Below are 23,428 nucleotides of genomic sequence, written 5' to 3' on the forward strand. Positions count from 1 at the left end.
ACACTGGCAGAATCGCATCGTGGCGATCATGCCAGCCGATATGATCCAGAGCGATCATGGCTCGCTGATACGCCGCTAGCTTCCAAGCGCCGGAATATTCTCGCGAAAGATGATCTCGCTGCGCGGCGCCTCGATGCCGTGCATGGCGCTGCGGCCGGCGCGCAGATTGTCGAAGATGCCGACACAGTTCATCATCGTGTTGAGCTGATTTTGAGTGATGACAGCATCCATCGTCCCATCGAGCAGAAAGCTGCGCGTATCCGAGGTCAGACCATGACCGATGAAGACCACGTCGCGCGCCCGGTTCATTTCCTTCAGGGCGCGAGCGACACCGTCGGCGGCGCCGCCGATGTTGTAGATTCCGGCAAGATCCGGATGCTGGCCTAGCAGCATGCGCGTCTGGCGATAGTTGCGGTCGGCATCATCGTGGCCTTCGCGCAAGCCCACGACCTTGATGGACGGGAACAGTTCTTCGAAGACGTGCAGGAAGCCCATTTCGCGCTCTTCATGCGCACGGTAGCTGCGGCTGCCCGCGATCATCGCGACCTTGGCCGGACGTTCGCCCAGAAAGCGCGCGATCAGATAGCCGGCGGTGCGCCCGATCGAGCGATTGTCCAGTCCGATATAGGCCGCGCGGCGCGCATTCAGGATATCCGAGATCAGCGTGACCGTCGGCACGCCGCGCTCGGCCAACCTGTCGACGGCTTCCCTCACGACAGGATGCTCGAGCGCCATGAAGGCGATCCCGTCGGCCTTGTCGCGGGACTCCCAGAGCCGGCGTGCGAGGAGCTCAGGATTGAAGCTCTTGATGGTATCGACCCGGCAATGGACGTTGAAAGGGGCGAGCCGCCCGTCCGAATGCGCGATCAGCTGTCCGAGCGTGGACAGGAAACGGTTGGTGCCCGCCGGCAGCAGGAACAGCAGCCGCATCGGCTTGGAGCGCATCGCCGCCAGGAGATTCTCGGCCGGCATGTAGTCGAGCTCGGATGCGGCGGCGAGCACGCGCTGCTGCGTAATCGCCCGTACACCGGGCCGGCGATTGAGCACGCGGTCGACCGTCGCCGTGGAGACGCCAGCCCGGCGCGCCACATCGACGATGCGGCTCAGCGAAGGAGCCACTGGTTTATCCATTCCGGGGCTTCACCCTCGAATACATCAAAAACCATCATCTTTATCGTTTGACATGGTAGCTCTAAGTCGCAATTTTCGCATCAACATTATCTCAGAAACATCAAATAACATCAAATCGCTGTTGGAGGAGAAGCCCATGTCCATGACCCGTCGGCGCGCCCTGCAAGCCCTGTCCGTCCTCCCCGCCGCGGGCCTGATCGGGAGCCTCTCGCGCCCGGCCCGGGCAGCCGAGTTCTCGCTGAAATACGGTAACAACCTGCCGCTGACGCACCCCCTCAACATCCGCGCCCAGGAAGCTGCCGACCGCATCGCCAAGGAGAGCAATGGCCGGGTCGAGATCGTCATCTTCCCGAACAACCAGCTCGGCGGCGACACCGACATGCTCGCCCAGGTTCGCAGCGGCGCGCTGAACTTCTTCACGCCCTCCGCGCTCGTGGTCGCGACTCTGGTGCCGGTCGCCGCGATCAACGCGGTCGGCTTTGCCTTTGCCGATTACGATCAGGTCTGGAACGCGATGGACGGCGGGCTCGGCGCGCATATCCGTGCCGCCATGGCCAAGGTCGGCCTCCATACGTTCGAGAAGATGTGGGACAACGGCTTCCGCCAGATCACCAGCGGCGCCAAGCCGATCGAGAGCGCCAAGGACATGGACGGGCTCAAGATCCGCGTACCCGTGTCTCCGCTCAGCGTCTCCATGTTCAAGGCGCTTTCGTCGTCGCCGACCAGCCTGCAATTCAGCGAAGTCTACTCGTCGCTCCAGACCCGCATTGTCGACGCGCAGGAAAATCCGCTGCCTATCATCCAGGTGGCAAAGCTCTACGAGGTGCAGAAGTACTGCGCGATCAGCAACCACATCTGGGACGGCTTCTGGTTCATCGCCAACGCCCGCGCCTTCAACGCCCTGCCCGCCGACCTCAGGACCATCGTCAGCAACGCCATCAACGATGCCGGGCTGAAGCAGCGCGAGGACATCAAGGCGTTCAATGCGACCGTGCAGGCCGATCTCCAGAGCAAGAGAATGAACTTCACCAAACCCGCGCCCGACTCGTTCCGCGCAAGGCTGCGCGATTCCGGCTTCTACGGCGAGTGGAAGGGCCGCTTCGGCGACGAGGCCTGGGCGCTGCTCGAAGGCGCCGTCGGCAAGCTGGCCTGAGCACGATGACGATCGCAGAGCATCAGATGACGGACTATCTGGAGGCGGCCGCGCGTCCTGCTTCCAATGCGAGCACGAGTGCCGTCCGCACGGTTGACCGGTGGCTCGGTTCCGTGGTCGAGACCGCCGCGGCCGGCCTCGTGCTGCTCGAGATCGGCATCATGCTCGCCGGTGTGATCATGCGCTATGTCTTCCACAATCCGCTGGTCTGGTCGGACGAGCTGGCCTCGATCCTGTTTCTCTGGCTCTCGATGCTGGGCGCGGTGATCGCGCTGCGCCGGGGCGAGCACATGCGCATGACGGGCCTCGTCAGCCATGTCGGCCCGGGCGCGCGCGCCTTTCTCGACACAGTCGCGGCCGTGGCGCCGCTGGCGTTGCTGGCGCTGATCCTGCACCCCGCCTTCGACTATGCGAGCGAGGAGCAGATCATCGTCACCCCGGCGCTGGAGATCAGCAACGCCTGGCGCGCAGCCGCCATTCCCGTCGGGATGACGCTGATGGCCGTCGTCGCCGCAATCCGGCTCGCGACGCATCACCGCCCCGCGCTGATCGTCGCGGCCTTCATCACCACCGCCGTCCTGATTGCCGCATTCTGGCTCGCCGGACCGCTGCTCGCCCCGCTCGGACGCTACAACCTGATCATCTTCTTCGTCGGCGTGGTCGCAGCCAACGTGTTCGCCGGCGTGCCGATTGCCTTCTCCTTTGCGCTCGCGACCTTCGGCTATCTGGCGCTGACGACCAGCGTGCCGATGATGGTGATGGTCGGTCGTCTCGATGAAGGCATGTCGCATCTGATCCTGCTCGCGGTGCCGCTGTTCATTTTTCTCGGCGCGCTGATCGAGATGACCGGCATGGCGCGGGCCATGATCCAGTTCCTGGCTAGCCTGCTCGGGCATGTCAGGGGCGGACTGTCCTACGTGCTGATCGGAGCCATGTATCTGGTCTCCGGCATCTCCGGCTCGAAGATCGCCGACATGGCCGCGATCGCGCCGGTGCTGCTGCCGGAAATGCAGCGGCGTGGCGCCAAGCCCGGCGACCTCGTCGCGCTGCTGTCGGCCACCGGCGCGCAGACCGAGACCATTCCGCCGAGCATCGTGCTGATCACCATCGGCTCGGTGACGGGAGTTTCGATCGCCGCGCTGTTCACCGGCGGGCTGCTGCCGGCGCTGGTCGTCGGCACCGCGCTCTGCGTGGTGGTGTGGCGGCGCTACCGGCATGAGGATCTCAGCCATGTGCGGCGGGCCTCGAAGCGCGAGATCGCAAAGCTCACAGTGGTCGCCCTGCCCGCCATCCTGCTGCCCTTCGTGATCCGCACGGCCGTGGTCGAAGGCGTTGCCACCGCGACCGAGGTCTCCACCATCGGGATCGCCTACGCCGCGCTGATGGGCCTTGTGGTCTATCGTCAGTTTCCCTGGCGGCGGCTGAAACCCATGCTGGTCGAGACGGCCTCGCTGACCGGCGCGATCATCTTCATCATCGGCTGCGCCACGGCGATGGCCTGGGGTCTGACGCAATCCGGCTTCTCGCAGCAACTGGCGAAGGCGATGGCGGCGATCCCGGGCGGTTCCTACGGCTTCCTCGCGATCTCGATCCTGGCCTTCGTCGTGCTCGGCAGCGTGCTCGAAGGTATTCCGGCCATCGTGCTGTTCGGTCCCCTGCTGTTTCCGATCGCCAAGCAGGCCGGCGTGCATGAAGTGCACTATGCGATGGTCGTGATCCTCGCGATGGGCATCGGGCTGTTCGCGCCGCCGTTCGGCGTCGGCTATTACGGCGCCTGCGCGATCAGCAAGATATCGCCGGACGAAGGCCTCAAGCACATCTGGGGCTATGTCGCAGCGCTGTTCATCGGCCTCGCCGTCGTCGCAGCCGTGCCGTGGCTGTCGATCGGTTTCCTCAAATTCTGAAGATAATGGGAATCATGCAATGAGCCGCTTTTTTGGCGAGATCCGGCAAGCCGGTTACGTCGTTGACGACATCGAGAAGGCCATGGACTATTGGAGCCGCGAGCTCGGCATCGGGCCGTGGTTCTATAATCCGCGCGTGCCGATCGTGAACTACCACTATCGCGGCAAGGCCTATGAGCCGCACAATTCGGTGGCGCTGGCGAATTCAGGACCGCTGCAGATGGAGCTGATCCAGATCCGCAACGACGTTCCGTCGATGTATGCCGATTTCCTGAAAGCCGGGAATAAGGGCTTGCAGCACGTCGCCTACTGGACCGAAGATTACGACGCGGATCTGGCGCGCCTCGAGGCCGAGGGTTTCAAGCCGGTCATGAGCGGCGAAGTCGGCGCGCGCGGACGCTTCGTCTATTTCGATACGGAATATCATCCGGGAACGGTGATCGAACTGTCTGAAGTCGCGGGACCCAAGGGCAAGATGTTCGACCTCATCCGAGCAGCCGCCAAGGACTGGGACGGGCGCGACCCCGTGCGCCCCTTCCCCGATCTCACCAAGCTCTAGATTGTCTGCGCGCCCGTGACGCAAAATCCTGTTCGCATCGAAGCCGATTATCTGATCGAAACGCCTGATGATCCGCGGCTTGCCGCGGAAACCATGGCGGGCGAGCAATCGAGCGGAACGTTCGTAGCAGTCCCCGGCGAGACGCCCGAGCTGAAAGCGCGTGCGGCCGCGCGGGTCGAGAGCCTCGAGCTGCTTGACGCGGTTCGCGCACCGTCGCTCCCGGTCGCCCGCCCGATCAACCCCGATGGCCCCTGGCAGCGCGCGCGCGTGACGTTGTCATGGCCGCTCGACAATATCGGCGCGTCGCTGCCCAATCTCGTCACGGCGATCGCAGGCAATCTCTGGGAGTTGCGCCAGCTGACCGGCCTGCGGCTGCTCGACCTGCGCCTGCCGCTCGCGTTTGCCGCCGCCTACCCCGGACCGAAATTCGGCGTCGCCGGCACGCGCGAGCTGACCGGCGTCAGCGGCCGTCCGCTGATCGGCACCATCATCAAGCCGAGCATCGGGCTCAGCCCGGCCGAGACGGCCAATCTCGTCGCCGCGCTGTGCGAGGCCGGCATAGACTTCATCAAGGACGACGAGCTGCAATCGGACGGCGCCTATTGTCCGTTCGACGCGCGCGTGCGCGCCGTGATGCGCGTCGTCAACGACCACGCCGGTCGGACCGGCAAGAAGGTGATGGTCGCCTTCAACCTCACCGGCGAGATCGACCAGATGCGCCGCCGCCACGATCTGGTGCTGGCCGAGGGCGGCACGTGCGTGATGGCGAGCATCAACTCGGTCGGGCTCACCGGCATGGTCGAGCTCGGCCGCCACACGCAGCTTCCCATTCATGCGCACCGCAACGGCTGGGGCGCGCTGAACCGCCATCCCGCGCTCGGCTGGGACTATACGGCGTGGCATAAGATCTGGCGGCTGGCCGGCGCCGACCACATGCATGTCAACGGCATCGGCAACAAGTTCAGCGAGACCGATGACAGCGTGGCCAAATCCGCAAAGGCCGCGCTGACGCCGATGTTCGCGCACAAGCCGTGCATCGCGATGCCCGTGTTCTCGTCGGGCCAGTCGCCGACCCAGGCGCTACCTACCTGGCGCGCGCTCGGCTCGACCGATCTGATCTTCGCAGCCGGCGGTGGCATTCTCGCCCACCCCGATGGACCAGCCGCCGGCGTTGCCGATCTGCGTGCAGCATGGGACGCGGCGATCGCAAGCGACGCGGCGATCGCAGGCGACGCGGCGATCGCAGGCAAGCCATGAGCGGCGCGTCCGCCCTGCCCGACGGCCCACTCGTTGCCTTCTACGGCGACGACTACACCGGCTCATCCGCGGCGATGGAGGCCCTCACCTTCGCGGGCCTGCCGACAATCCTGTTCCTGGAGCCGCCGACGCCTGAACGCCTCGCGGCCGCGAGGCAATTTCGCGGCATCGGCATTGCCGGCACGGCGCGGGCGAAGGACCCGGCCTGGATGGAGCGAAACCTTCCGCCTGTTTTCGACGTGCTCGCCGGCACCGGCGCGCCGATCGCGCACTACAAGGTGTGCTCGACCTTCGATTCCTCGCCGCAGATCGGCTCGATCGGGCGCGCGATCGATCTCGCCGTACCCAGGCTCGGCGGCAGTTGGCATCCGCTCCTCGTGGGATCGCCGGCGATGGGCCGCTACCAGATGTTCGGCCATTTGTTCGCGGCCGTGAATGGCGTGGGCCATCGCCTCGACCGGCATCCAACCATGTCGCGACATCCGGTGACGCCGATGGACGAGTCCGATCTCGGCCGGCATCTCGCCAAGCAGACCGCACGCTCGATCGGACTGATCGACTTCGTCACCATGGCCAATGGCTGTGCGGATCTTGCGCTGATGCGCGCGAAGGGCGCCGGCACCGAGATCATCTCGCTCGATGTGCTCGACCGGGCATCGCTGATCGAAGCCGGCCGCCTGATCTGGGAATATCGCGGCGAACGCCTCTTTGTCGCCGGTTCGCAAGGCGTCGAGCAGGCGCTGGTCGCCTATTGGCGGGCGGCGGGCCTGATCCCCGACAGCAAGCCCGATCTGCGCCTCGCCGGTGTCGAGCGCATCGCCTGCGTCTCCGGCTCCTGCTCGCCCGTCACCGCGGCGCAGATCGCCCATGCCGCGAACAACGGCTTCGATATCGTACGGCTCGATGCGACCCGCGCCGTCGATGCGGCGGAGTGGCCCAAGGAAATCGACCGCGCCGTCGAGCGCGGGCTCGCCGGACTCTCGTCGGGGCGCGATGCGCTCCTGATCACCGCAAGTGGGCCCGACGATCCCGCGATCGGTGCGCTCAACGCAGCCATCAAGGCGAGCGGCGCAACGGCGAGCGCCGTGAACGAGCGCATCGGCGCGGGGCTCGGCCAGGCGCTGGACTCAATTCTGGAAACCGCGCGGCTCCCGCGCGCCGTGGTCGCCGGCGGCGACACGTCCGGACATGCGCTGCAGGCGATGGGCATCTATGCGCTGACTGCGGTAGCTCCCCTCGCGGAAGGCGCCCCGCTCAACCGCGCATCGTCGGATCGCGCGCATGCGAGCATCGAGATCGCGCTCAAGGGCGGACAGGTCGGCGGGATCGATCTGTTCTGCCGGGCGAGAGACGGCGGATAGCCGTCACCGCGGGGGATCGTGATCCGGCCGATATTGGCCGTGAATCGCGGCCTCAACGGGCCGGCGGGATCAGGGCGCGCAGGATGTCGGGCTTCCAGGCCTGACGGGCGCTGTCAAAGGCCGCAAAATCATGGTCGAACTGCCAATAGGCCCATGCCCAGCCGCGTCCGTCGGCGCTTCGCGCCACGAACGACAGGTATCTCTGGCGGCTCTCGGATGGAGCCCGTTCGTATACCCCGAACTCGCCGAGATAGACCGGGCGTTTCTCTCTCTCCGACCATCGGCTGACCTTGTCGAAATCAGCGGCCGCCCTGGCTTCGTCGTCCGGACTGCCCCAATCCAGCGGCCCGATGCGCGCGAACGTCTCGGACCATGGCGCACCCTGATGCGTGAAGCGTATCGGCGCGTAATAATGAAAGGTCACGATGAGATTCCTGTCGTCGGCGGGGAGAGCCAGATCGTCGATGGGAATCTCGTCTGTGTTGAGGACGGCAGCAATCACCCGCCGCTCGGAGTTGGTGCGGCGGATGATGCCGATACATTCGTTGAGGAGCGAATTCCAACTGGCGGACGTCATCTGCCCCCCCGGCTCGTTCAAGACCTCAAAGACGAGCCCGGGATATCTTCCGGCATAGCGCTCGGCGATCTGCCGCCAGAATGCCCTGAGCTTCTCGCCGCATTCGGATACATCACGCTGACAGACATGCGTGTCGTGCTCGTCGACGATGGGAACGAGGTTCCTGGCGAGGATTTCCTCGATGACGGCATCGAGCCTTCTCAGCACGACCTCATCCAGCAAATTCACGCGATCCATGAACTTGAAGCCGAAGAAATTGATCCTGACGTGAGAGAATCCGGCCTTTTTGATCGCCGTCAAATTGTCCAGACGGAACGGCGCGTTCTGACCGCCCTCCCAGATTCCGTCATAACCGAGAATGTTGATCCCGCGCCCCAACCTTGCCGCATCACGAAGCACGACCTGCCCGGCAGCATGGGCGTCGGAGCAGAGCGATGCGACGACGAAAGCCGCTGCGGCAAGATTGAAGCTTCTCGACCAGCGAGCGCGAGGGGCGACCATCTTGCTTCCATTCCGTAAGGGTTAGAAATCAGTTTCCGGCACCGGCCTGCACGTTGCAAGGAGGAACGCCACCAGGAGCACCGACGTGAACATGGTCGAGCGAAGGAACGTCGTCTCGGTGAAATTGGTCTGAAAGCTGAGGGCGACAAATCCGATGATGAGGGCACAGTGCGCCCGGTGGATCGATCGCGTGGAAATCAAATAGAGAACCTTGTTCGAGAACAAAAGAATACTCGCGGCGAAAAGCACGTAACCCAGAAACCCTGTTTCCATCAGAATCGCGATGTAGCCGCTATGATAATTGTCGAGCACCCAGCCGTGGTTCTGCTCGAAATAATCGTAGATCGACGGGATCGTCCAGAAGCCGTTGATTCCGAAGCCGAGCAGCGGCGCATCGTCGAAATGGCTGATCGCGTAGTGCCAGATGAAGGTCCGTTCGGTAAAATTGACGGTGGCATCGCCAATGTGGATGGCGTCGTATCCCGTCGCGTAGAAATAGACGATCAGGAGGCCGGCCAGAATGCACATGACGAACGGCAGGATCGCATAGAGCCTCATGCAGCCGACCGACCACATCGACGTCACGAGCAGTGCACAAGCCGCCAGGGCAACGGCACCGGCGCCGCGCGATTCCGACGCGAGGACGCAGGTCGACGCCAGCAGGAACGCGACGAGGAACGCCAACCACCCCTGCCCCGTCATCTTCCGGTAGCAGGAGAAAAACATCAGATACGCGCCGACAAAGCCCAGCGTCTGCTTCGATTCATAGACGCCTTGCCATTGACCATTGTGCATCCAGCTATGGTCTACCCCGATATCCGGTACGGCGAGTGCGCAAAGCGCCGATGCGGCGACCAATATGAAGAGCCCGGAGGATGTCGCCTTCACGACATCGTCGATATCGATCCGCGTGATCATACAGAACGCGCCGAACGTCGTCATTGCAAGAGCAGCGCTCTTCATGATGGCTGCGGCATTTAGAGTGGTCCACAACACCGAGACGACCGCCAGCGTGTAGAATGCGAGGAGCGCGATCAGATCGGGGTTGAATGCCAGCTGCAGACGCGGGCGCACGAACGCGCTCGCGTAGATCAGGACGCTCCACATCAGCAGAGCGACCGCCTGTTGCAGATAGGTCAGTCCCGCCGGCAGTATCGCCGTATTGAATGTCCCCATCGACGCGACGACATTGACGGTGATCGATAGGCTGATGACGAGCCTGGCGACCTTCTCGACGCCGGCACTGCGCGTCTTCCAGATCGCGCTCGTGAGTGCCTCGGAGTCTCTCTCGGTCTGCAGGATGGCCATGAGGTGACTTTCCCTTAAGCTTGGTTAATTATCTGCTACTGCGGGTTGATCTCCCGAGCGCCGGCACTACGAAATCTCGAAACTTCGGGGATTGATAACGATACGGCCCCTGCTCGATGCATTAATGCAAATCGCACCCCGCTGGTGCTTCCGCCGTCACGACCCTGCTATAAAAGCGCGAGATCCGGCTCGATCGACTTTTCCGGGTCATCTGGTTTCTCTGGTCACGCATGAATAAGCCCAGCAATACGTTCGACATCGCCATCGATCAGGCGTTCGACTTCCTGTCTCGGGAATATGCGGCGCTGTTCGACGGCTCTGCCGCGACCGCGTTTCAGCATCCGCTCTGGCTGGACAGCCTCTACGCCAAGCTCGCATCCCATGCAGGCGCGACGCCGCTGGTCGTCGTGGTCCGCCACCGTGCGACGGGGGCGCTGGCGATGGTGCTGCCCCTGCTCCGGATCCGGCGCGGGCCGATCCGCACCATCGAATTCGCCGACCTGCGCGTGTCCGACTATCTGGCGCCGGTCTGCAGCCCCGAGGTGTTTGCCAGCCTGCTGGAGGACGAAGCGGCATCCGCGGAGATCAGGCGCCTCGTCCGCCCGTTCGATCTGCTTCGCATGACCAAGCTGCCCGACGGACGGCTTCCGATCGAGAGCCTCCTCGGCGCGCCACGCCGGGTCTCGATGGAGACGAACGCCTACGCGACCGTTCTCGTTGCTCCGTTCGAGCAATGGCGTGCCAGCGCGCTGGACCGCTCCTATCAGAAAGAGCTCGCCAAGAAATACCGCCAGTTGCAGAAGAAAGGCGAATTGAGCTTCTTCTGCTGCGAGGACAACGCCTCCATCTTGGAGGCAATGGACGCGATGAAGCAATATCGCGGTCCGCGCTTTCATGCCCAGGGCGACGGTGATCTGCTCCAGCGCGCTGAATACTACGACTTCTATTCCGACGTGGCGATCCGCGGTCTCGGCTCGTTCGTCCGACTCTATGCCATGAGGATGGACGGTGCCGTGATCGCTGCCGTGCTTGGGCTGTGCCATCGCGGCAGATTTCTCGTCATCATGAGCGCGTTCGACATTGCGGGGTACAAGAGCCAGTCGCTTGGCTCGCTGATGTTCGAGCAGGTCGCGAGAGACTGCATCGAACGCGGCGATCAGATGCTCGACTTCACCATCGGCGACGAGCCATACAAGAGACTGTTTGGCGGGCAACCTTCGCCGATGTGGATGGTCACGCAGGCCGGCAGCACTGCCGGCGCCGTCACCTTGTTCGCACTGAAGCAGGCCCCCTGGCTCAAACTGGCGGCCAAGCGGCTGTCGGATTTCAGGCTCTCGCCGGCCCGCACCCCAACGCCCACGCGCTAACCGAAGCGCGAGCGAGGGCGCAGCGATCAGGCGCTGAGCGCGCCGCGAACGCGTCCGAGCCAGCCCGGATGCATCTGATCGACGCGATGCGTGAGACTGCGCCGCAGGAAGTGCAACCGGCGCCGCACATCCCATCCGATATCGTTGCGGGACGTCAGGGCCTGACGGAAGCGCGCCATTTTCAGCGATCGCTGGTCTGCCGCGAGCTTGTCGGGATCGGAATAGAACTGCGAGATCTTCTCCGTGCCCATGCCAGCGCTTGCGAGCCAGCGCGGCGCATACTCCGTGCAAAGGCGATCGACGTCGACCAGCAGGCGGGCGACGCCCGTGCCGGCGGCGGGACAATTGGTCTGGAACGCATCGCCGATGAGGACGATTCCGGGCTGCAAATGTCCCTCCACCACCGTCAGATCCATCACCCAGTTCTGCACCTTGTCGGTCACATGAAAATCGCCGAGGTAAGGCCGTAGTCCAGGCAGCAGACGCAAGACGGTCGCCTCCGGTTCGCGGCGCAGCTCGCGCATGATCGGATCGGTCGGGTCGCGGAACATGAACAGATTGGCCCGCATGCCTGATGGCACCGGAAACAGGCTGAGATAGTCGATGCCGTCAGCGGTGCGCTCGCCGTAACAGGTCAGCGCCTCGAAATCGAACGGCGTGCCATCGCGGCGGGCGATCGTGAAGCCGAACGACACCGAATGGCGCTCGGCCAGGACGCGCCGCTTGATGCCGAGCTTGTAGCCGAGAGCGCCCGCCATGCCTGTGGCGAGCACGACGAGCCGCGCGTCAAGGCGTCGTCCAGACGCAAGCTCGATATGCTGGATATCGTCGCTGGGGTTGATCGCGGTGACTTCGTCGACGATCAGATTGGACGGATCGGGCAGCTGGCGGCGCGCCATGGCAACGAGGCCGGCATAGGAAAACCCGTAGGCCTGGCCGATGCTGACATCGACGACCTTGCCTTCCCGGATATTGAGCACCCGGTCATACCGGCAGGCGACGTTCTCCAGCGCATGGAGGAAACCCAGCTTGCGGAACATCTCCAGCTGCTGACCACCGAGCTTCTCGACCCGGAATTCGTCCGGATGCACCGCGCGCTTGTCGACGAGAGCAACGCGATGCCCTGCCCGCGCCAGCACGGCAGCAGCGAGCGATCCCGCGAGGCCGCCGCCGACGATCGCGATGTCTGCGACGATCGTCGCAGTCCCGGCGGTATCGCTCGGCTCGGTCACGGTTCTATCCGTCGTCATGGTTTCTGGGCTCCCACGGTTAACGGTGGTTCCATGTGCAATTCTCTCGCCTGATGTCGTATCGCAGGGCCAAACGCGATCATTTCCGGCGATTGAGGTTAACGGGTCGCCGGACACATCCGTCCCGGCACGCACCTTGCTCAGAACATCTTCGAAATCCTGCTCTTGCTTCAGACCCGCAGTCCGAATCCATTCCTGAGAGGCCATTCCAATGCTCGAACAGCCGCAGGCCGGCCGGCTTCGCGTCCTATCGTGCGCCGACGCGGTATCGCGTCGATTTTCGATCGAGCCGATGTTCGTTCAATCCGGGACATCAGGGACGCCGCTGTTCCACCGTGAAGCAGCAGCATGCGACCTTCGTCGACCAGGGACGACGGGCTGCGGAGATCGCGCATTAACACTCGCAATTTTCCGGCATGCTAGGCTCGCGCTGCCATTGCAACGCGTATCTCCGGGGGACGCCCAGTATCCTCGATGATCTCTACCATTGTTCAGTTCCTGCAGCGTGACGTGACGCGCGGTGTCGTCGGGACCATCCTCCTGAAGGTTGGCAGCGGCGCGCTCGCGTTTGCGTTGTTCTCGCTGGCAGCGCGAACGATGACGCCCGATGGATTCGGTATTTTTGCGACCTGGCTTTCGGTTGCGCAGATCGCCGCAGTCGTAGGACTGGTCGGTCAGGAAGCATTGCTGGTGCGATTCCTGAACGAGTATGAGGTCGGCCACAGGCCCGACCTCACCAAGGGCCTCCTGCTCTCCAGCTTCAGGATTTCCGCCGTCGCGATGCTGATCGCGATCGCCGCAGTTGCGCTGGTTGCGCATTTCAGAGGGGATTTGTGGCTGCTGATCCTCGCCGTCTCGGCTTACACCGCCGTGAGTGCCGGATTGATGCTCGGCAGCCAGATCGCACGCTCGCTGGTCAGCATCATCATGGGCGAAGGCAACCGCGAGTTCTTCTGGCGGGTTTTCGTCGTGCTGTTTCTGCTCGCCATGCTGTTCGGGCATCGGCAGCTCGACCCCGCCGAGCTGATCGCCGCAATGACGATTGCGATGTCGGCGGGCCTGGTCGCGCAGATCATTGCGATTGCGCGGGCGCTGCCGGATTTGCGCGCTACGGCGGCGCGTTCCGAAACGTCGCGCTGGCGATCGAGCGCGCTACATTTCTGGCTCGCGTCCATCCTCGAAGTCGCGAACCAGTATTTCGACGTCATTCTGGTCTACTGGATGCTGGATCCGGCCACCGCCGGCATCTACTTCGCGGCATCACGCCTCGCCAACATCTTCGCCATGCTCTCTGCCGCGCTGTACACGTTCGGCGCGCGCCGGCTTCCTTCGCTGTACTTCAGCAAGAACCACCGGGAATTCGAGCGGACGCTGCAGCTCATGGCGGAAGTGACCGCGCTTTGCGTGGTCGCCGGGCTCGCCCTGATCTGGATCGGCGGCCCCTATCTTCTCAACCTGTTCGGGCCTCATTTCACCGCGCAGCACTCGGTGCTGATCGTGCTCGCGATCGGAACGGCCATCCAGGCCGCAGGCGGGCCGTCCGCGGCGATCCTGCAGCTGACCGGCCATGAACGCATCTACGTCCCCGTCGTCGCCGCTAATGTCGCGTTGAGACTGGTCGGATTCCTCGTTCTGATCCCCTGGCTCGGCGTGCTTGGCGCGGCGATTGCGGCCACCGTGTCGCTGGCGCTCACGACCATCGCGCTCAATGTTTTGTGTCGCCGGCGAACCGGCGTCGATCCTTCGGTTCTCGTGCTGCTGCGTTTCTCGGCGTGGAGGCGCGGTCGCTATGCGGTTCGCGGCGCTGACTCCGCCGAATAGGCGTCAGTCGTGTGATCGGCCTGGTTAATCCGCGACGGCGCGCGCATGGCCCATTGGTTAACGCGCTCGCTGCGCGCCATACGGGAACCAGCGGAATTTCCGCACGAACGTGCCGATCGGCAGCTCGCGCATTAACTCCGTTTGTTGCTAGTCGGTGTCTGCCCGATGCCTGCATGATAGGTACGGGATTAAGAAGGTGAAGAATTCGTTTCTTTAGCGGGTCGGGATCCGTGCTCCACTACCAGCCGAACAAGGACTTGGGCGAGACGGCGCTTGCGCCGCTAAACGGCGGCACGCGAAAGCTGCATGTCCTTCTCGTACAGACCCAGGCCGAGAATGCTGGTGCGCAGGAGATCTCCAGGCTGCTCGGTGCCGGGCTCTCCGCGCGCGGCCATCGCGTCTCCAACCTGTTCTTCTTCCGCAAGTCGGATTCGTTCGACGAGCCGCCCGAGACGCTCTACTGCGCCTCGACCCGGCCGGGCAATCCGGTTGCGCTGCTGCGGATGCTGTGGACGCTTGGCGGTCAGATCAGAGCCACACGGCCCGACGCCGTCCTGACCTTCCAGCATTTCGGCAACGTCATCGGTGCGGGCGTGACGCGCCTCGTCAGCCGCGCCCCTGTCGTCGCCAATCAGGTCTCATCCGCGCTGTCGATGAGCTGGCCGATCCGCACGGCCGACATCGTCATGGGCAGCGCCGGCTTCTTCGACCGCATCACGCTGAACTCGAAGGACATGGAGCGCGAGTATTCGCGCTACCCGCAGGCCTACCGGTCGCGCATGGTGCATGTTCCGCACGGCTTCGAGGACAAGGCCCTCATCCTGCCGAAGGGCGCCGCCCGACAGAAATTCAACCTGCCGCCGGACCGCGTCCTGCTCGGCTGCGCGGCGAGGCTGCATCCGCACAAGCGGCTCGATGCGGCGATACGCCTGCTGCCGGATGAGCCGTCCTGGCACCTCGCCCTCGCCGGCCAGGGCGCCGACGAAGCGCGGCTGCGGCAGCTTGCGGACGAGTTGGAGGTCTCGGACCGATTGCATCTGCTCGGCGAAATCGCTCCACGCCAGATCGCGGATTTTCTCGCCTGCCTCGACATCTTCGTGTTTCCGACGCAGGCTGAGACCTTTGGCCTTGCCGCGGTCGAAGCCGCCAACGCAGGCGTTCCCTCGGTCGTCACGGATCTTCCCGTTCTGCGCGAGGTGCTGTCCTTCGAGGGCAAGCCCACGGCCCTCTTCGTCGATGCTTCAGACCAAGCGAAGCTGTCGGCTGCCGTCTCCAGACTCCTGACCGACCAATCACTGAGCGACGAACTGCAACAAAACGCCAAAGGCCTGAGGCTGCGCTATTCGGTCGATGCGATGGTTGAGGAATACGTTCAAATCCTCAACCAGCTCATCTGACCCGGTGCGCTGGAATAGGGTTGGCTCGACATGATCATCGAGTTTCGCTGCGAACGTGACTACGCGCGGCGGTGGATGCACCGCCAGACGCTGTCGATCGACGGCCGGGACGTTCCGGTTCAAATCGCGTGGACGGCAACGGCGGAGCCGCGGCCTGCAGGTCTCGACGCGCTGTTCGGGCTGGAGCGCCTGGTGCTGCACAAAGGCAAGCCCGGCGGCGCCGACCGACTGCCGATCAATCCGGAACCGGCGCACACCGGGACCGCCGACGTGATCGTCGATTTCACCGGTGCTCCGCGCGACCCGAACAGCCCCGCCCGGCTCTACCTCCGCCCGCTGTTCAATGGCGCCGCAGGCGAGAACGCTGCGCTTGCCGCTGTTCTCGCCGGCGATCTGCCGGTGATCGAGATCGTCAACGAGGTCGACGGCGCGGTGCTCGATCGCGGTCATCCCTCCGCGGAAATCGCGGCCGGCTTGAGCGGTGGTCTCGATACGGTCATGGCGCGTACCCTGACCATGGTGGCGGCCATCCTGTCGGGACGGCCACGCATCGTGCCGCAGCTGGCGCGCCCTGCACGGAGCGGCAACGGCAAGCCGCCGGCAGCCTATGTTGCGCGCGGCCTTGCCGTTTCAATCGCCAAGGAGATCTATCGCCTCTGCTGCTATGCGCCGCATTGGCATGTCGGATGGCGTTTCAATGACGGCGCGGGCGTCTGGCAGCATGGGGATCTCTCCGGGCCCAAATGGAACGTTCTGGGCGATCCCGGAAATCACTTCTACGCCGATCCCTTCCCGATCACATGGAAGGGACGAACATTCGTGTTCTTCGAGGACCTTGATCACCGGGTCGGAAAAGGCATCATTTCGGCGATCGAGTTCGGCGATACCGGACCGGTCGGAGAGGTCGTGCCCGCGCTCGAGGAGGCCTGGCACCTCTCTTATCCGTTCCTGATCGAGAACGATGGCGAGTTGTGGATGATCCCGGAGAGCTCGCTCAACGGCGACGTCACGCTCTACAAATGCGTCCGGTTTCCCGACAAATGGGAGCGGCATGCGACGCTGCTGTCAGGCCTTGAACTCGCCGATGCCACGATCACGCAGCACAACGGGCTCAACTATCTGTTCGGGGCCTGGCGCGACGGCGCCGGCGGCTATTCGGATTCGCTTGCGATCTACTACGCCGAGCACCTGCTCGGCCCCTGGTTACCCCATGCCAGCAACCCGGTCCTGATCGATCGCGCAACCACGCGACCGGCGGGGAATTTCGTCACCATCGATGGCAAATTGTGGCGGCCGGTGCAGGATTGCGCCGACGGATATGGCGCAGCGCTCGCGCTGGCGGAAATTGTCGAGTTGTCGCCGACGACGTTCAAGCAGATCATACGCCACTCCCTCAAGCCCGGACCGGCATGGCCCGGCAGGAAGCTGCACACGCTGAACCGCTGTGGTCGGCTCGAGGTGATCGACGGATCGCGCGTTCAACCCAAGACCCGCGCCTTCGCGAGCAAATTTCCATCGGTCGTCTTGTCCCCGCGAACCAGTCCCTTTACCGCCTGCTAGCGCATGGCACGACGGACGGCGTGGATCGCAACGCCGCCCGTCATCTCGTATGTCGACCGCTCCCGCAGGAGGCGGCGGTCTACTGAGAACGATCCGAGGTCCAGCCCTTGTAGTCGGCAACGTTGTCCCTGGTCACGAGCTTCGACGGCAGCAGCTCGACGGTCGAGGCCGGCTTCTGGCCATTGAGAATGCCGACGCCCACCTGCACCGCGCGACGTGCCATGAAGAACGGGTCCTGCGAAGCGGACGCCTGGATCTGCGGCGCCGCGGGATCCTTGAGTGCGGCCTCGATGTCGGGCGCGCCATCGACCGCGGTGATGATGATGCCGCTGCGGCTTTGCTGGCGCGCCGCGAGATCGGTGCCGATCGCCTGCGGATCGTTGATGGCGAAGATGGCGTCGATCTTGGCAAAGCGCGTCAGATAGCCCTGCGCGACGGTGAGACCGCCCTCACGCGAGCCTTTGCCGTCCTGGTCGCTGGACAATACCTTGATGCCGGGATTCTTCGAGAGAACGTTCTTGCAGCCCACGACGCGGTCGATCACGGCTGAGACCTGCGGCCCGTTCTCGATGATGACGTCGCCTTTGCCTCCCAATTTGTCGACGATGTACTGGCATGAGATCTCGCCGGCCTGCACGTTGTTCGTGGTCACGGTGGCGTCGGCGCCTTCGGCCGCGGTGTCGACCGCGACGACCACGATACCCGCCGCCTGCGCCTTCTTGATCGCCGGCCCGATCGCCTTGGGATCGCCGGGATTCAACAGGATCAGGTCGACGCCGGCCGCAATGAAGTTGTCGATCTGGGTGACTTGCTTGCCGAGGTCGTATTCGAAGCCGACCGTCGTGATCTTCACGTTGGGATTGGTCTTCCTGGCCTCGAACTCGGCGCCCTTCGACAGTGCGACGAAGAACGGGTTACCCATCGAGCCCAGCGAGACGCCGATCGATTTGAGGTCCTTGGCGAAGGATGGCGCGGTGCTTAGGGCAAGCGCCGTCACGACGCCGGCGAGCGTGATCGTCTTCAACATTGGCTTCCTCCCTGGTCTGTATTCATCCCCGGCACGGCAGACCAGTTGCCGCAGCGGAACCTCGCATCACACAAGGCGCACTCAGGTGCGCGCCGAGCCTTCTAGGTTCTGGCGGAGCCTTGCAGCCGGTAGCGGTCCAGCGCCACGGCGCCGATGATCACCAGGCCCTTGATCACATATTGCCAGATGTCGGAGACGCCGACGAGGATCAGGCCGTTCGACAGGACGGCGATGATCAAGGCGCCGACCAGCGTGCCCCAGATCGAGCCGATGCCGCCGACGAACGAGGTGCCGCCCAGGATCACGGCAGTGATCGCATCGAGCTCGTAGGACTGACCGAGCTGGAGGCCATTGGCCGCATAGAGCCGCGCCGCCTGCATGGCGCCGCCGAGCCCGGCGAAAAGTCCCGAGACGCCGTAGACGAAGATCAGCACGGCCCAGACCTTGATGCCGGCAAGACGCGCAGCGCTTTCATTGCCGCCCACCGCATAGATGTGCACGCCGAGCACCGTCCGGCGCAGCACCAGCCACGAGAGGAGGATAACGAGCAAGGCGATCACCGAGAGCCACGGGATCGACGCTACGCCGGGAACGAGCGTCAGCGAGCCGTTGCCGATGAAGGCATAGGGAATGGAAGGATTGAAGACGGTGGTGTCGGCCCCGAGCAGCCGCGCCAGGCCGCGTACGGCGGTGAGAGAGCCAAGCGTGACGATGAAAGGCGGCAGGCGGAGGAGCGCGATGAGCGCGCCGTTGATCACGCCGAAGCCAAGGCCGGTGAGCAGCGCGGCCGGCAGCCACAGCATCCCGAGCTCCGGCAGCTTGGAGAGGGTCAACCCGGCCATCGCGGAGGCCGCCAGGATCGAGCCGACCGAGAGATCGATGCCGCCGGTGAGGATGACGAAGGTCATGCCTGCGGCGAGCACGGTGTTCACTGCGGCCTGCTGCAACACGATGCCGAGATTTTGTCCGGTGAAGAAGCGGCCCTCCGACAGAAAATGGAAGCCGCCGCACAGGATCAACAACACCGGCAGCATGCCGGCGGCGCGGATCAGAAGCCTTATGCGCTGACGCTTCGTCTCTTGCGCGGCCGCGAGGCCCGCAGCGGCGGCGGTCGCCTTTGGAGGGCCGTCATGCATCGAGTTGCTCCATCCCCGTGGCGAGCGCCATGATGTCTTCCTGGTTCAGGGGCGATGTCGCGCCACGCTCGATTTCACCGGCGATATGCCCTGCCCGCATGACGACGACACGGTCGCAGATGCCGATGATCTCGGGCAGATCGGACGAGATGACGAGGATCGCCGTGCCGGATTTGGCAAGATTGTCGATGATCGAATAGATCTCGGACTTGGCGCCGACATCCACGCCGCGCGTCGGCTCGTCGAGGATCAGGACCTTTGGCGTGGTCGCAAGCAGGCGCGACAGCAGCACCTTCTGCTGGTTGCCGCCGGACAGTGCGCCGACGGTGACGTTGATATCGGCGGCACGAATGCCGAGCGCCGCGAACGCCCTGTTGGCACGGTCGCGGGCCTTGTCGCGATCCAGGATGTAGCCGATCCGGGCATCCCGGCCGAGCACCGCGAGGTTGATGTTGTCCAGGCATGACATGTCCAGGAACAGGCCGAGCGCCTTGCGGTCCTCGGTCAGATAGGCGACGCCGATGTCGAGCGCCTCGCCCGGCGTGCGGATATCGACCGGGCGCCCTTCCAGCTCGATACGGCCGGAGGTCCTGGGCGCCGCGCCGATGATGAGATGCGCAAGCTCGGTGCGACCTGCGCCGATCAAACCGGCGAGGCCGACCACCTCGCCCGCATGCACGGTCAACGAGCACCCCTTGACACGCTGGCCATCGGCCATGTCGATCGCTGCTAGCACGGGATGCCCCCGCCCCGCCTCCGGATCATGATCCTTCTTGTAGAACGAGGAGACATCACGCCCGACCATCATCCGGACGATGGTGTCGGCGCGGATGTCCTGCTTGTCGAGCGCCCCGACCAGCCGGCCATCGCGCAGCACGGTGACGCGGTCGCCGAGCGCGTAGACCTCGTCCATGCGATGCGAGATGTAGATGATGGCAAGCCCCTCGGAGCGAAGCTGGCGGATCAGCGCGAACAACCGCGCGCTCTCTCCGGCCGACAACGCGGTGGTCGGCTCGTCCATGATCAGGATTTTTGATCTCGCGTGCAGCGCACGCGCGATCTCGACGAGTTGCCGCTGGCCCATTGAGAGCTGCGCCACCGGCGTCGATGGCAGGAAGTCCGCGCCCAGTCGTTTCAGGATGGGGCCGACGCCCTCGCGCATGGTGCCGCGTGCCAGCAAGCCTGCACGCGATATCTCCCGGCCGAGATAGATATTCTCGGCAACACTGAGATTGGGAGCCAACGACAGCTCCTGGTAGATGATGGAGATGCCCGCCGTGCGGCCGCCGAGCGGACCTTCAATCCGTACCGGGCTTCCTTCGATGCGGATCTCGCCGCCGGGATCAGGCCTGTAGGCGCCGGACAAGATCTTCATTAGCGTCGATTTTCCGGCGCCATTCTCACCCATCAGGGCATGAATTTCGCCGGCATAGACCGTGAGATCGACGGAACGCAGCGCTTTGATGCCAAAGAAGGATTTCGAGACCCCACGCATCTCGAGGATCGGATCGTTCATCGTGCCTCCCGACGCACAATGCGTTTCCTACCCGCGTCTCAATCTTTTTTCAGCGCGGTTCACGCATTAAACAAAAGGCCGCGGCACAGGGCAATACCGAACACGGGGGAATGCAACGTCTAGGCGATACTAGTGGCGCGGCCGATACAGTTCGCGCCACGCGGGAAGCCGCTCGGCATAAGCGTCGACCAGTCCAGCGTCGGGTTCAAACGTCTCGACGCGCTGCGGCCGCGTGCAGACGGCGGCAATCGCCTCACCGGTGACAGCAAGCCGCCCCAATCTCGCCGCACCGAACGCCGCGCCGGTTTCCCCTCCGGCAAAGCGGTGGACCGGAACATTCAGCACGTTTGCCAGCACCGAGAGCCAGAACCGAGACCGTGAGCCGCCGCCAATGGCATCGGCTTCCGTCATCGCAATGCCGGCATCCGCGAGCGCGTCGCGGCAATCGGCAAGCGCGAAGGCAACGCCCTCGAGCACCGCCTGCACGATCGTCCCGCGATCGGTGCCATGGCTCAAACCATCCAGCATGCCGCGCACGACGGGATCGTCGTGCGGTGTCCGCTCACCCGCCAGATAAGGCAGGAAGCTCACAGGCGACGGCGCCCGCGGGCGCGATCCAAGCGGCGCCAGCAGCTCGGCCTCGGTGGCGCCGAACAGGCGCGCGATCCAGGCCAGGCAGGAGGCGGCCGAGAGGATCGCGCCGGCCTGAATCCACATGTCGGGAATGGCGTGGCAGAACGTATGCACCGCGCGGTCCGGATTGGCGGCGATTCTGCTGGTCGGTGCCAGCAAGGCACCCGAGGTTCCCAGAGACACGAACGCGGTTCCCGGCCGGATCGCGCCGATGCCGACGGCGCCTGCCGGGTTGTCGCCGGCACCGCCCGCGATCACGGGCTGGCCGGTCATGCCCCAGCGCCGAACCAGCTCGCTGCGCAGCGTTGTCGCGGGCGCGCATCCCTCGACCAGACGCGGCATGTGATCGCGCGACAGGCCGGTCGCTGCCAGTGCTGCGTCCGACCAGTCCCGGCGCGCGGCGTCGAGCCACAGCGATCCCGATGCATCCGAGACGTCCTCGATCGCCTCGCCGCTCAGCACCAGGCGCAGATAGGCCTTTGGCAGCAGCACGAGTTTCGTCGCCGCAAAGATTTCGGGCTCGTGCGTCGCGATCCAGAGCAGCTTCGGCGCGGTGAATCCCGGCATCGCCTTGTTGCCCGATGTCGCGCGCAACGCGGGCCAGCGTCGTTCAAGGACACGACACTCGGCGGCGGAGCGTCCGTCGTTCCAGAGGATGCAGGGCCGCAACGGTCTCGAGTTCGCATCGAGCAGCGTGGCGCCATGCATCTGGCCGGACAGTCCAATGCCTTCGACTGCCGCCAACGCGCCGGCATGCGTCACCTTCAGGGCATCCAGCGTGGCGAAGGTTGCATCGATCCACTGCGCGGGGTCCTGCTCGAAATAGCCTGGTAGCGGCGAGGCGGTCGCGAGCGGCCGGCTCTCGCTTGCAATCACGCGCTGGGCACCGTCGACGAGAACGGTCTTGACCGCCGAGGTGCCGAGATCGATGCCGAGATACATGGCTGCTACCCGCTCACTTCGTCGCGTCCATCCAGATTCCCGGCTCCGAATGCTCGCGGATGTGGGTGACGAGGAAGTCGGAAAAAGCCCTGATCTTGGCAGGCAGCCCGGCGCGGTTCTGGTAGGCGATGTTCATGGTGAGCAGCGGCAGCTCCCAATCCACCAGCACCGGGACGAGACGGCCCGCCGCGATGTCGCTTTGAACGATGTAGAGCGGCTGGATGAGGATGCCGAGCCCTGCCAGCGCCGCGCCGCGAATGACCTGGCCATCATTGCTGTCGAGCGTCGGCGTGATGCGGACGGTCTGCGCGCCATGGTTTTTGCGCAGGTGCAGCGAATAGGGATCGTTCGCGAGATTGTAGACCAGCATGTTGTGGCGCGCGAGATCGCCGGGCTGCTCCGGCTCGCCGGCGCTTGCGAGATAGGAGGGCGCAGCGGCAAGCACGCGGCGCATCTGGCCGATGCGGCGGACGATGATGTTCGAATCCGGCTCCTGCTCGCGCGTCCGGATCGCCACATCGATGCCGGCCTCGATGAAATCGGGATAGCGGTTGGCGGTCGTGATCTGCATGTTGAGCTTCGGATAGCGCGCGCGGAAGGCCGGCAACATCGGCGCCAGATAGATCACCGCGAAGGACAGCGAGCTCGTGACCCGCAGCGTGCCCTGCGGCGACAGCGCGCGATCGCTGACGATGTCCTCGGCTTCCGCCAGCTCGCTCAGCACCCGGCCGGAGCGCTCCAGCAGTTCCTGCCCCGCCTCCGTCAACCACAGCCGGCGTGTGTTGCGCTCGATCAGCCTGACCGCAAGGCGCTCCTCGAGCGCGCTGAGATGGCGGCTCGCCGCCGCATTCGACATGCGCAAGGCCTCGGCGGCTTTTGACAGGCTGCCGAGCTCGGCCGTCTTGGAGAACACCTCCAATTGCAGCAGGCGATCCATTTTTCCACTTTTAGAAAAAGAGACTTACAAATATTGACCTTTATTTCCGTATCCCGCAAGTCAAAATGGCCAGAACACAAGCAAGATAGCA

Annotated in this window: 18 protein-coding genes; 9 read left to right on the plus strand and 9 right to left on the minus strand. The window is 64.3% G+C overall.

What is annotated here, in order from left to right; genetic code table 11:
• Positions 1-75: 75 nt before the first annotated feature.
• Entirely contained in the window at positions 76-1,131 is a 1,056-nt protein-coding gene (locus JQ627_RS02730; protein ID WP_212482600.1) for a LacI family DNA-binding transcriptional regulator, read from the minus strand.
• A 136-nt stretch (positions 1,132-1,267) separates the two neighbouring features.
• Between JQ627_RS02730 and JQ627_RS02735 the strand changes: the two genes are divergently transcribed.
• The 5 genes from JQ627_RS02735 to JQ627_RS02755 are packed head-to-tail and all read left to right on the plus strand — an operon-like array spanning position 1,268 to position 7,365.
• A complete protein-coding gene (locus tag JQ627_RS02735; protein WP_212482601.1) occupies positions 1,268-2,284 on the plus strand; it encodes a TRAP transporter substrate-binding protein in 1,017 nt (338 codons plus the stop codon).
• A gap of 26 nt (positions 2,285-2,310) precedes the next feature.
• Positions 2,311-4,188: a TRAP transporter large permease subunit gene (locus tag JQ627_RS02740; protein ID WP_249142839.1), complete on the plus strand. Its 1,878-nt coding sequence runs from the start codon at positions 2,311-2,313 to the stop codon at positions 4,186-4,188.
• Between the two features lie 19 nt (positions 4,189-4,207).
• Entirely contained in the window at positions 4,208-4,747 is a 540-nt protein-coding gene (locus JQ627_RS02745) for a VOC family protein (RefSeq protein ID WP_212482603.1), read from the plus strand.
• 15 nt (positions 4,748-4,762) lie between these two features.
• Positions 4,763-6,004 (plus strand): ribulose-bisphosphate carboxylase large subunit family protein, encoded by a 1,242-nt coding sequence (locus JQ627_RS02750; protein ID WP_212482604.1) that lies wholly within the window; start codon positions 4,763-4,765, stop codon positions 6,002-6,004.
• Positions 6,001-7,365 (plus strand): four-carbon acid sugar kinase family protein, encoded by a 1,365-nt coding sequence (locus tag JQ627_RS02755; RefSeq protein WP_212482605.1) that lies wholly within the window; start codon positions 6,001-6,003, stop codon positions 7,363-7,365. The genes JQ627_RS02750 and JQ627_RS02755 overlap by 4 nt, the downstream gene beginning before the upstream one ends.
• Before the next feature lie 52 nt (positions 7,366-7,417).
• Here JQ627_RS02755 and JQ627_RS02760 read toward each other — a convergent pair whose 3' ends face one another.
• Entirely contained in the window at positions 7,418-8,443 is a 1,026-nt protein-coding gene (locus tag JQ627_RS02760) for a glycoside hydrolase family 5 protein (protein ID WP_212482606.1), read from the minus strand.
• Positions 8,444-8,464: 21 nt separating this feature from the next.
• On the minus strand, positions 8,465-9,751 hold the full coding sequence (locus JQ627_RS02765) for an O-antigen ligase (RefSeq protein ID WP_212482607.1): 1,287 nt from the start codon (positions 9,749-9,751) through the stop codon (positions 8,465-8,467).
• A gap of 230 nt (positions 9,752-9,981) precedes the next feature.
• Between JQ627_RS02765 and JQ627_RS02770 the strand changes: the two genes are divergently transcribed.
• Positions 9,982-11,118 carry a GNAT family N-acetyltransferase gene (locus JQ627_RS02770; protein ID WP_212482608.1) on the plus strand — a complete coding sequence of 379 codons (1,137 nt, stop codon included), beginning with the start codon at positions 9,982-9,984 and terminating at the stop codon, positions 11,116-11,118.
• A 26-nt stretch (positions 11,119-11,144) separates the two neighbouring features.
• On the opposite strand, the gene JQ627_RS02775 is transcribed toward JQ627_RS02770, so the two are convergent.
• Positions 11,145-12,368 carry an NAD(P)/FAD-dependent oxidoreductase gene (locus tag JQ627_RS02775; RefSeq protein WP_212482609.1) on the minus strand — a complete coding sequence of 408 codons (1,224 nt, stop codon included), beginning with the start codon at positions 12,366-12,368 and terminating at the stop codon, positions 11,145-11,147.
• 474 nt (positions 12,369-12,842) lie between these two features.
• Here JQ627_RS02775 and JQ627_RS02780 point away from each other — a divergent pair, with 474 nt between their 5' ends.
• From JQ627_RS02780 to JQ627_RS02790, 3 genes are all read left to right on the plus strand, one after another.
• The gene (locus JQ627_RS02780) at positions 12,843-14,189 is read left to right on the plus strand and encodes a lipopolysaccharide biosynthesis protein (protein ID WP_212482610.1); all 1,347 of its coding nucleotides are present in this window, start codon (positions 12,843-12,845) and stop codon (positions 14,187-14,189) included.
• Between the two features lie 230 nt (positions 14,190-14,419).
• The gene (locus tag JQ627_RS02785) at positions 14,420-15,586 is read left to right on the plus strand and encodes a glycosyltransferase family 4 protein (RefSeq protein WP_212482611.1); all 1,167 of its coding nucleotides are present in this window, start codon (positions 14,420-14,422) and stop codon (positions 15,584-15,586) included.
• Between the two features lie 30 nt (positions 15,587-15,616).
• A complete protein-coding gene (locus tag JQ627_RS02790) occupies positions 15,617-17,146 on the plus strand; it encodes a hypothetical protein (RefSeq protein ID WP_212482612.1) in 1,530 nt (509 codons plus the stop codon).
• Between the two features lie 79 nt (positions 17,147-17,225).
• Here JQ627_RS02790 and JQ627_RS02795 read toward each other — a convergent pair whose 3' ends face one another.
• The 5 genes from JQ627_RS02795 to JQ627_RS02815 all read right to left on the minus strand — a co-directional run bounded on the left by JQ627_RS02795 (position 17,226) and on the right by JQ627_RS02815 (position 23,337).
• Positions 17,226-18,173 carry an ABC transporter substrate-binding protein gene (locus tag JQ627_RS02795; protein ID WP_212482613.1) on the minus strand — a complete coding sequence of 316 codons (948 nt, stop codon included), beginning with the start codon at positions 18,171-18,173 and terminating at the stop codon, positions 17,226-17,228.
• Between the two features lie 101 nt (positions 18,174-18,274).
• The gene (locus JQ627_RS02800; protein WP_212482614.1) at positions 18,275-19,309 is read right to left on the minus strand and encodes an ABC transporter permease subunit; all 1,035 of its coding nucleotides are present in this window, start codon (positions 19,307-19,309) and stop codon (positions 18,275-18,277) included.
• On the minus strand, positions 19,302-20,825 hold the full coding sequence (locus JQ627_RS02805; protein WP_212482615.1) for a sugar ABC transporter ATP-binding protein: 1,524 nt from the start codon (positions 20,823-20,825) through the stop codon (positions 19,302-19,304). Before JQ627_RS02805 ends, JQ627_RS02800 begins: the two co-directional genes overlap by 8 nt.
• A gap of 129 nt (positions 20,826-20,954) precedes the next feature.
• Complete coding sequence (gene xylB / locus JQ627_RS02810; protein WP_212482616.1) at positions 20,955-22,400, minus strand: xylulokinase; 1,446 nt, start codon at positions 22,398-22,400, stop codon at positions 20,955-20,957.
• Between the two features lie 13 nt (positions 22,401-22,413).
• Complete coding sequence (locus JQ627_RS02815; protein ID WP_212482617.1) at positions 22,414-23,337, minus strand: LysR family transcriptional regulator; 924 nt, start codon at positions 23,335-23,337, stop codon at positions 22,414-22,416.
• Positions 23,338-23,428: the final 91 nt, after the last annotated feature.

Origin of the sequence: Bradyrhizobium liaoningense (genome assembly GCF_018130785.1) — a bacterium.
GTDB lineage: Bacteria > Pseudomonadota > Alphaproteobacteria > Rhizobiales > Xanthobacteraceae > Bradyrhizobium > Bradyrhizobium liaoningense_A.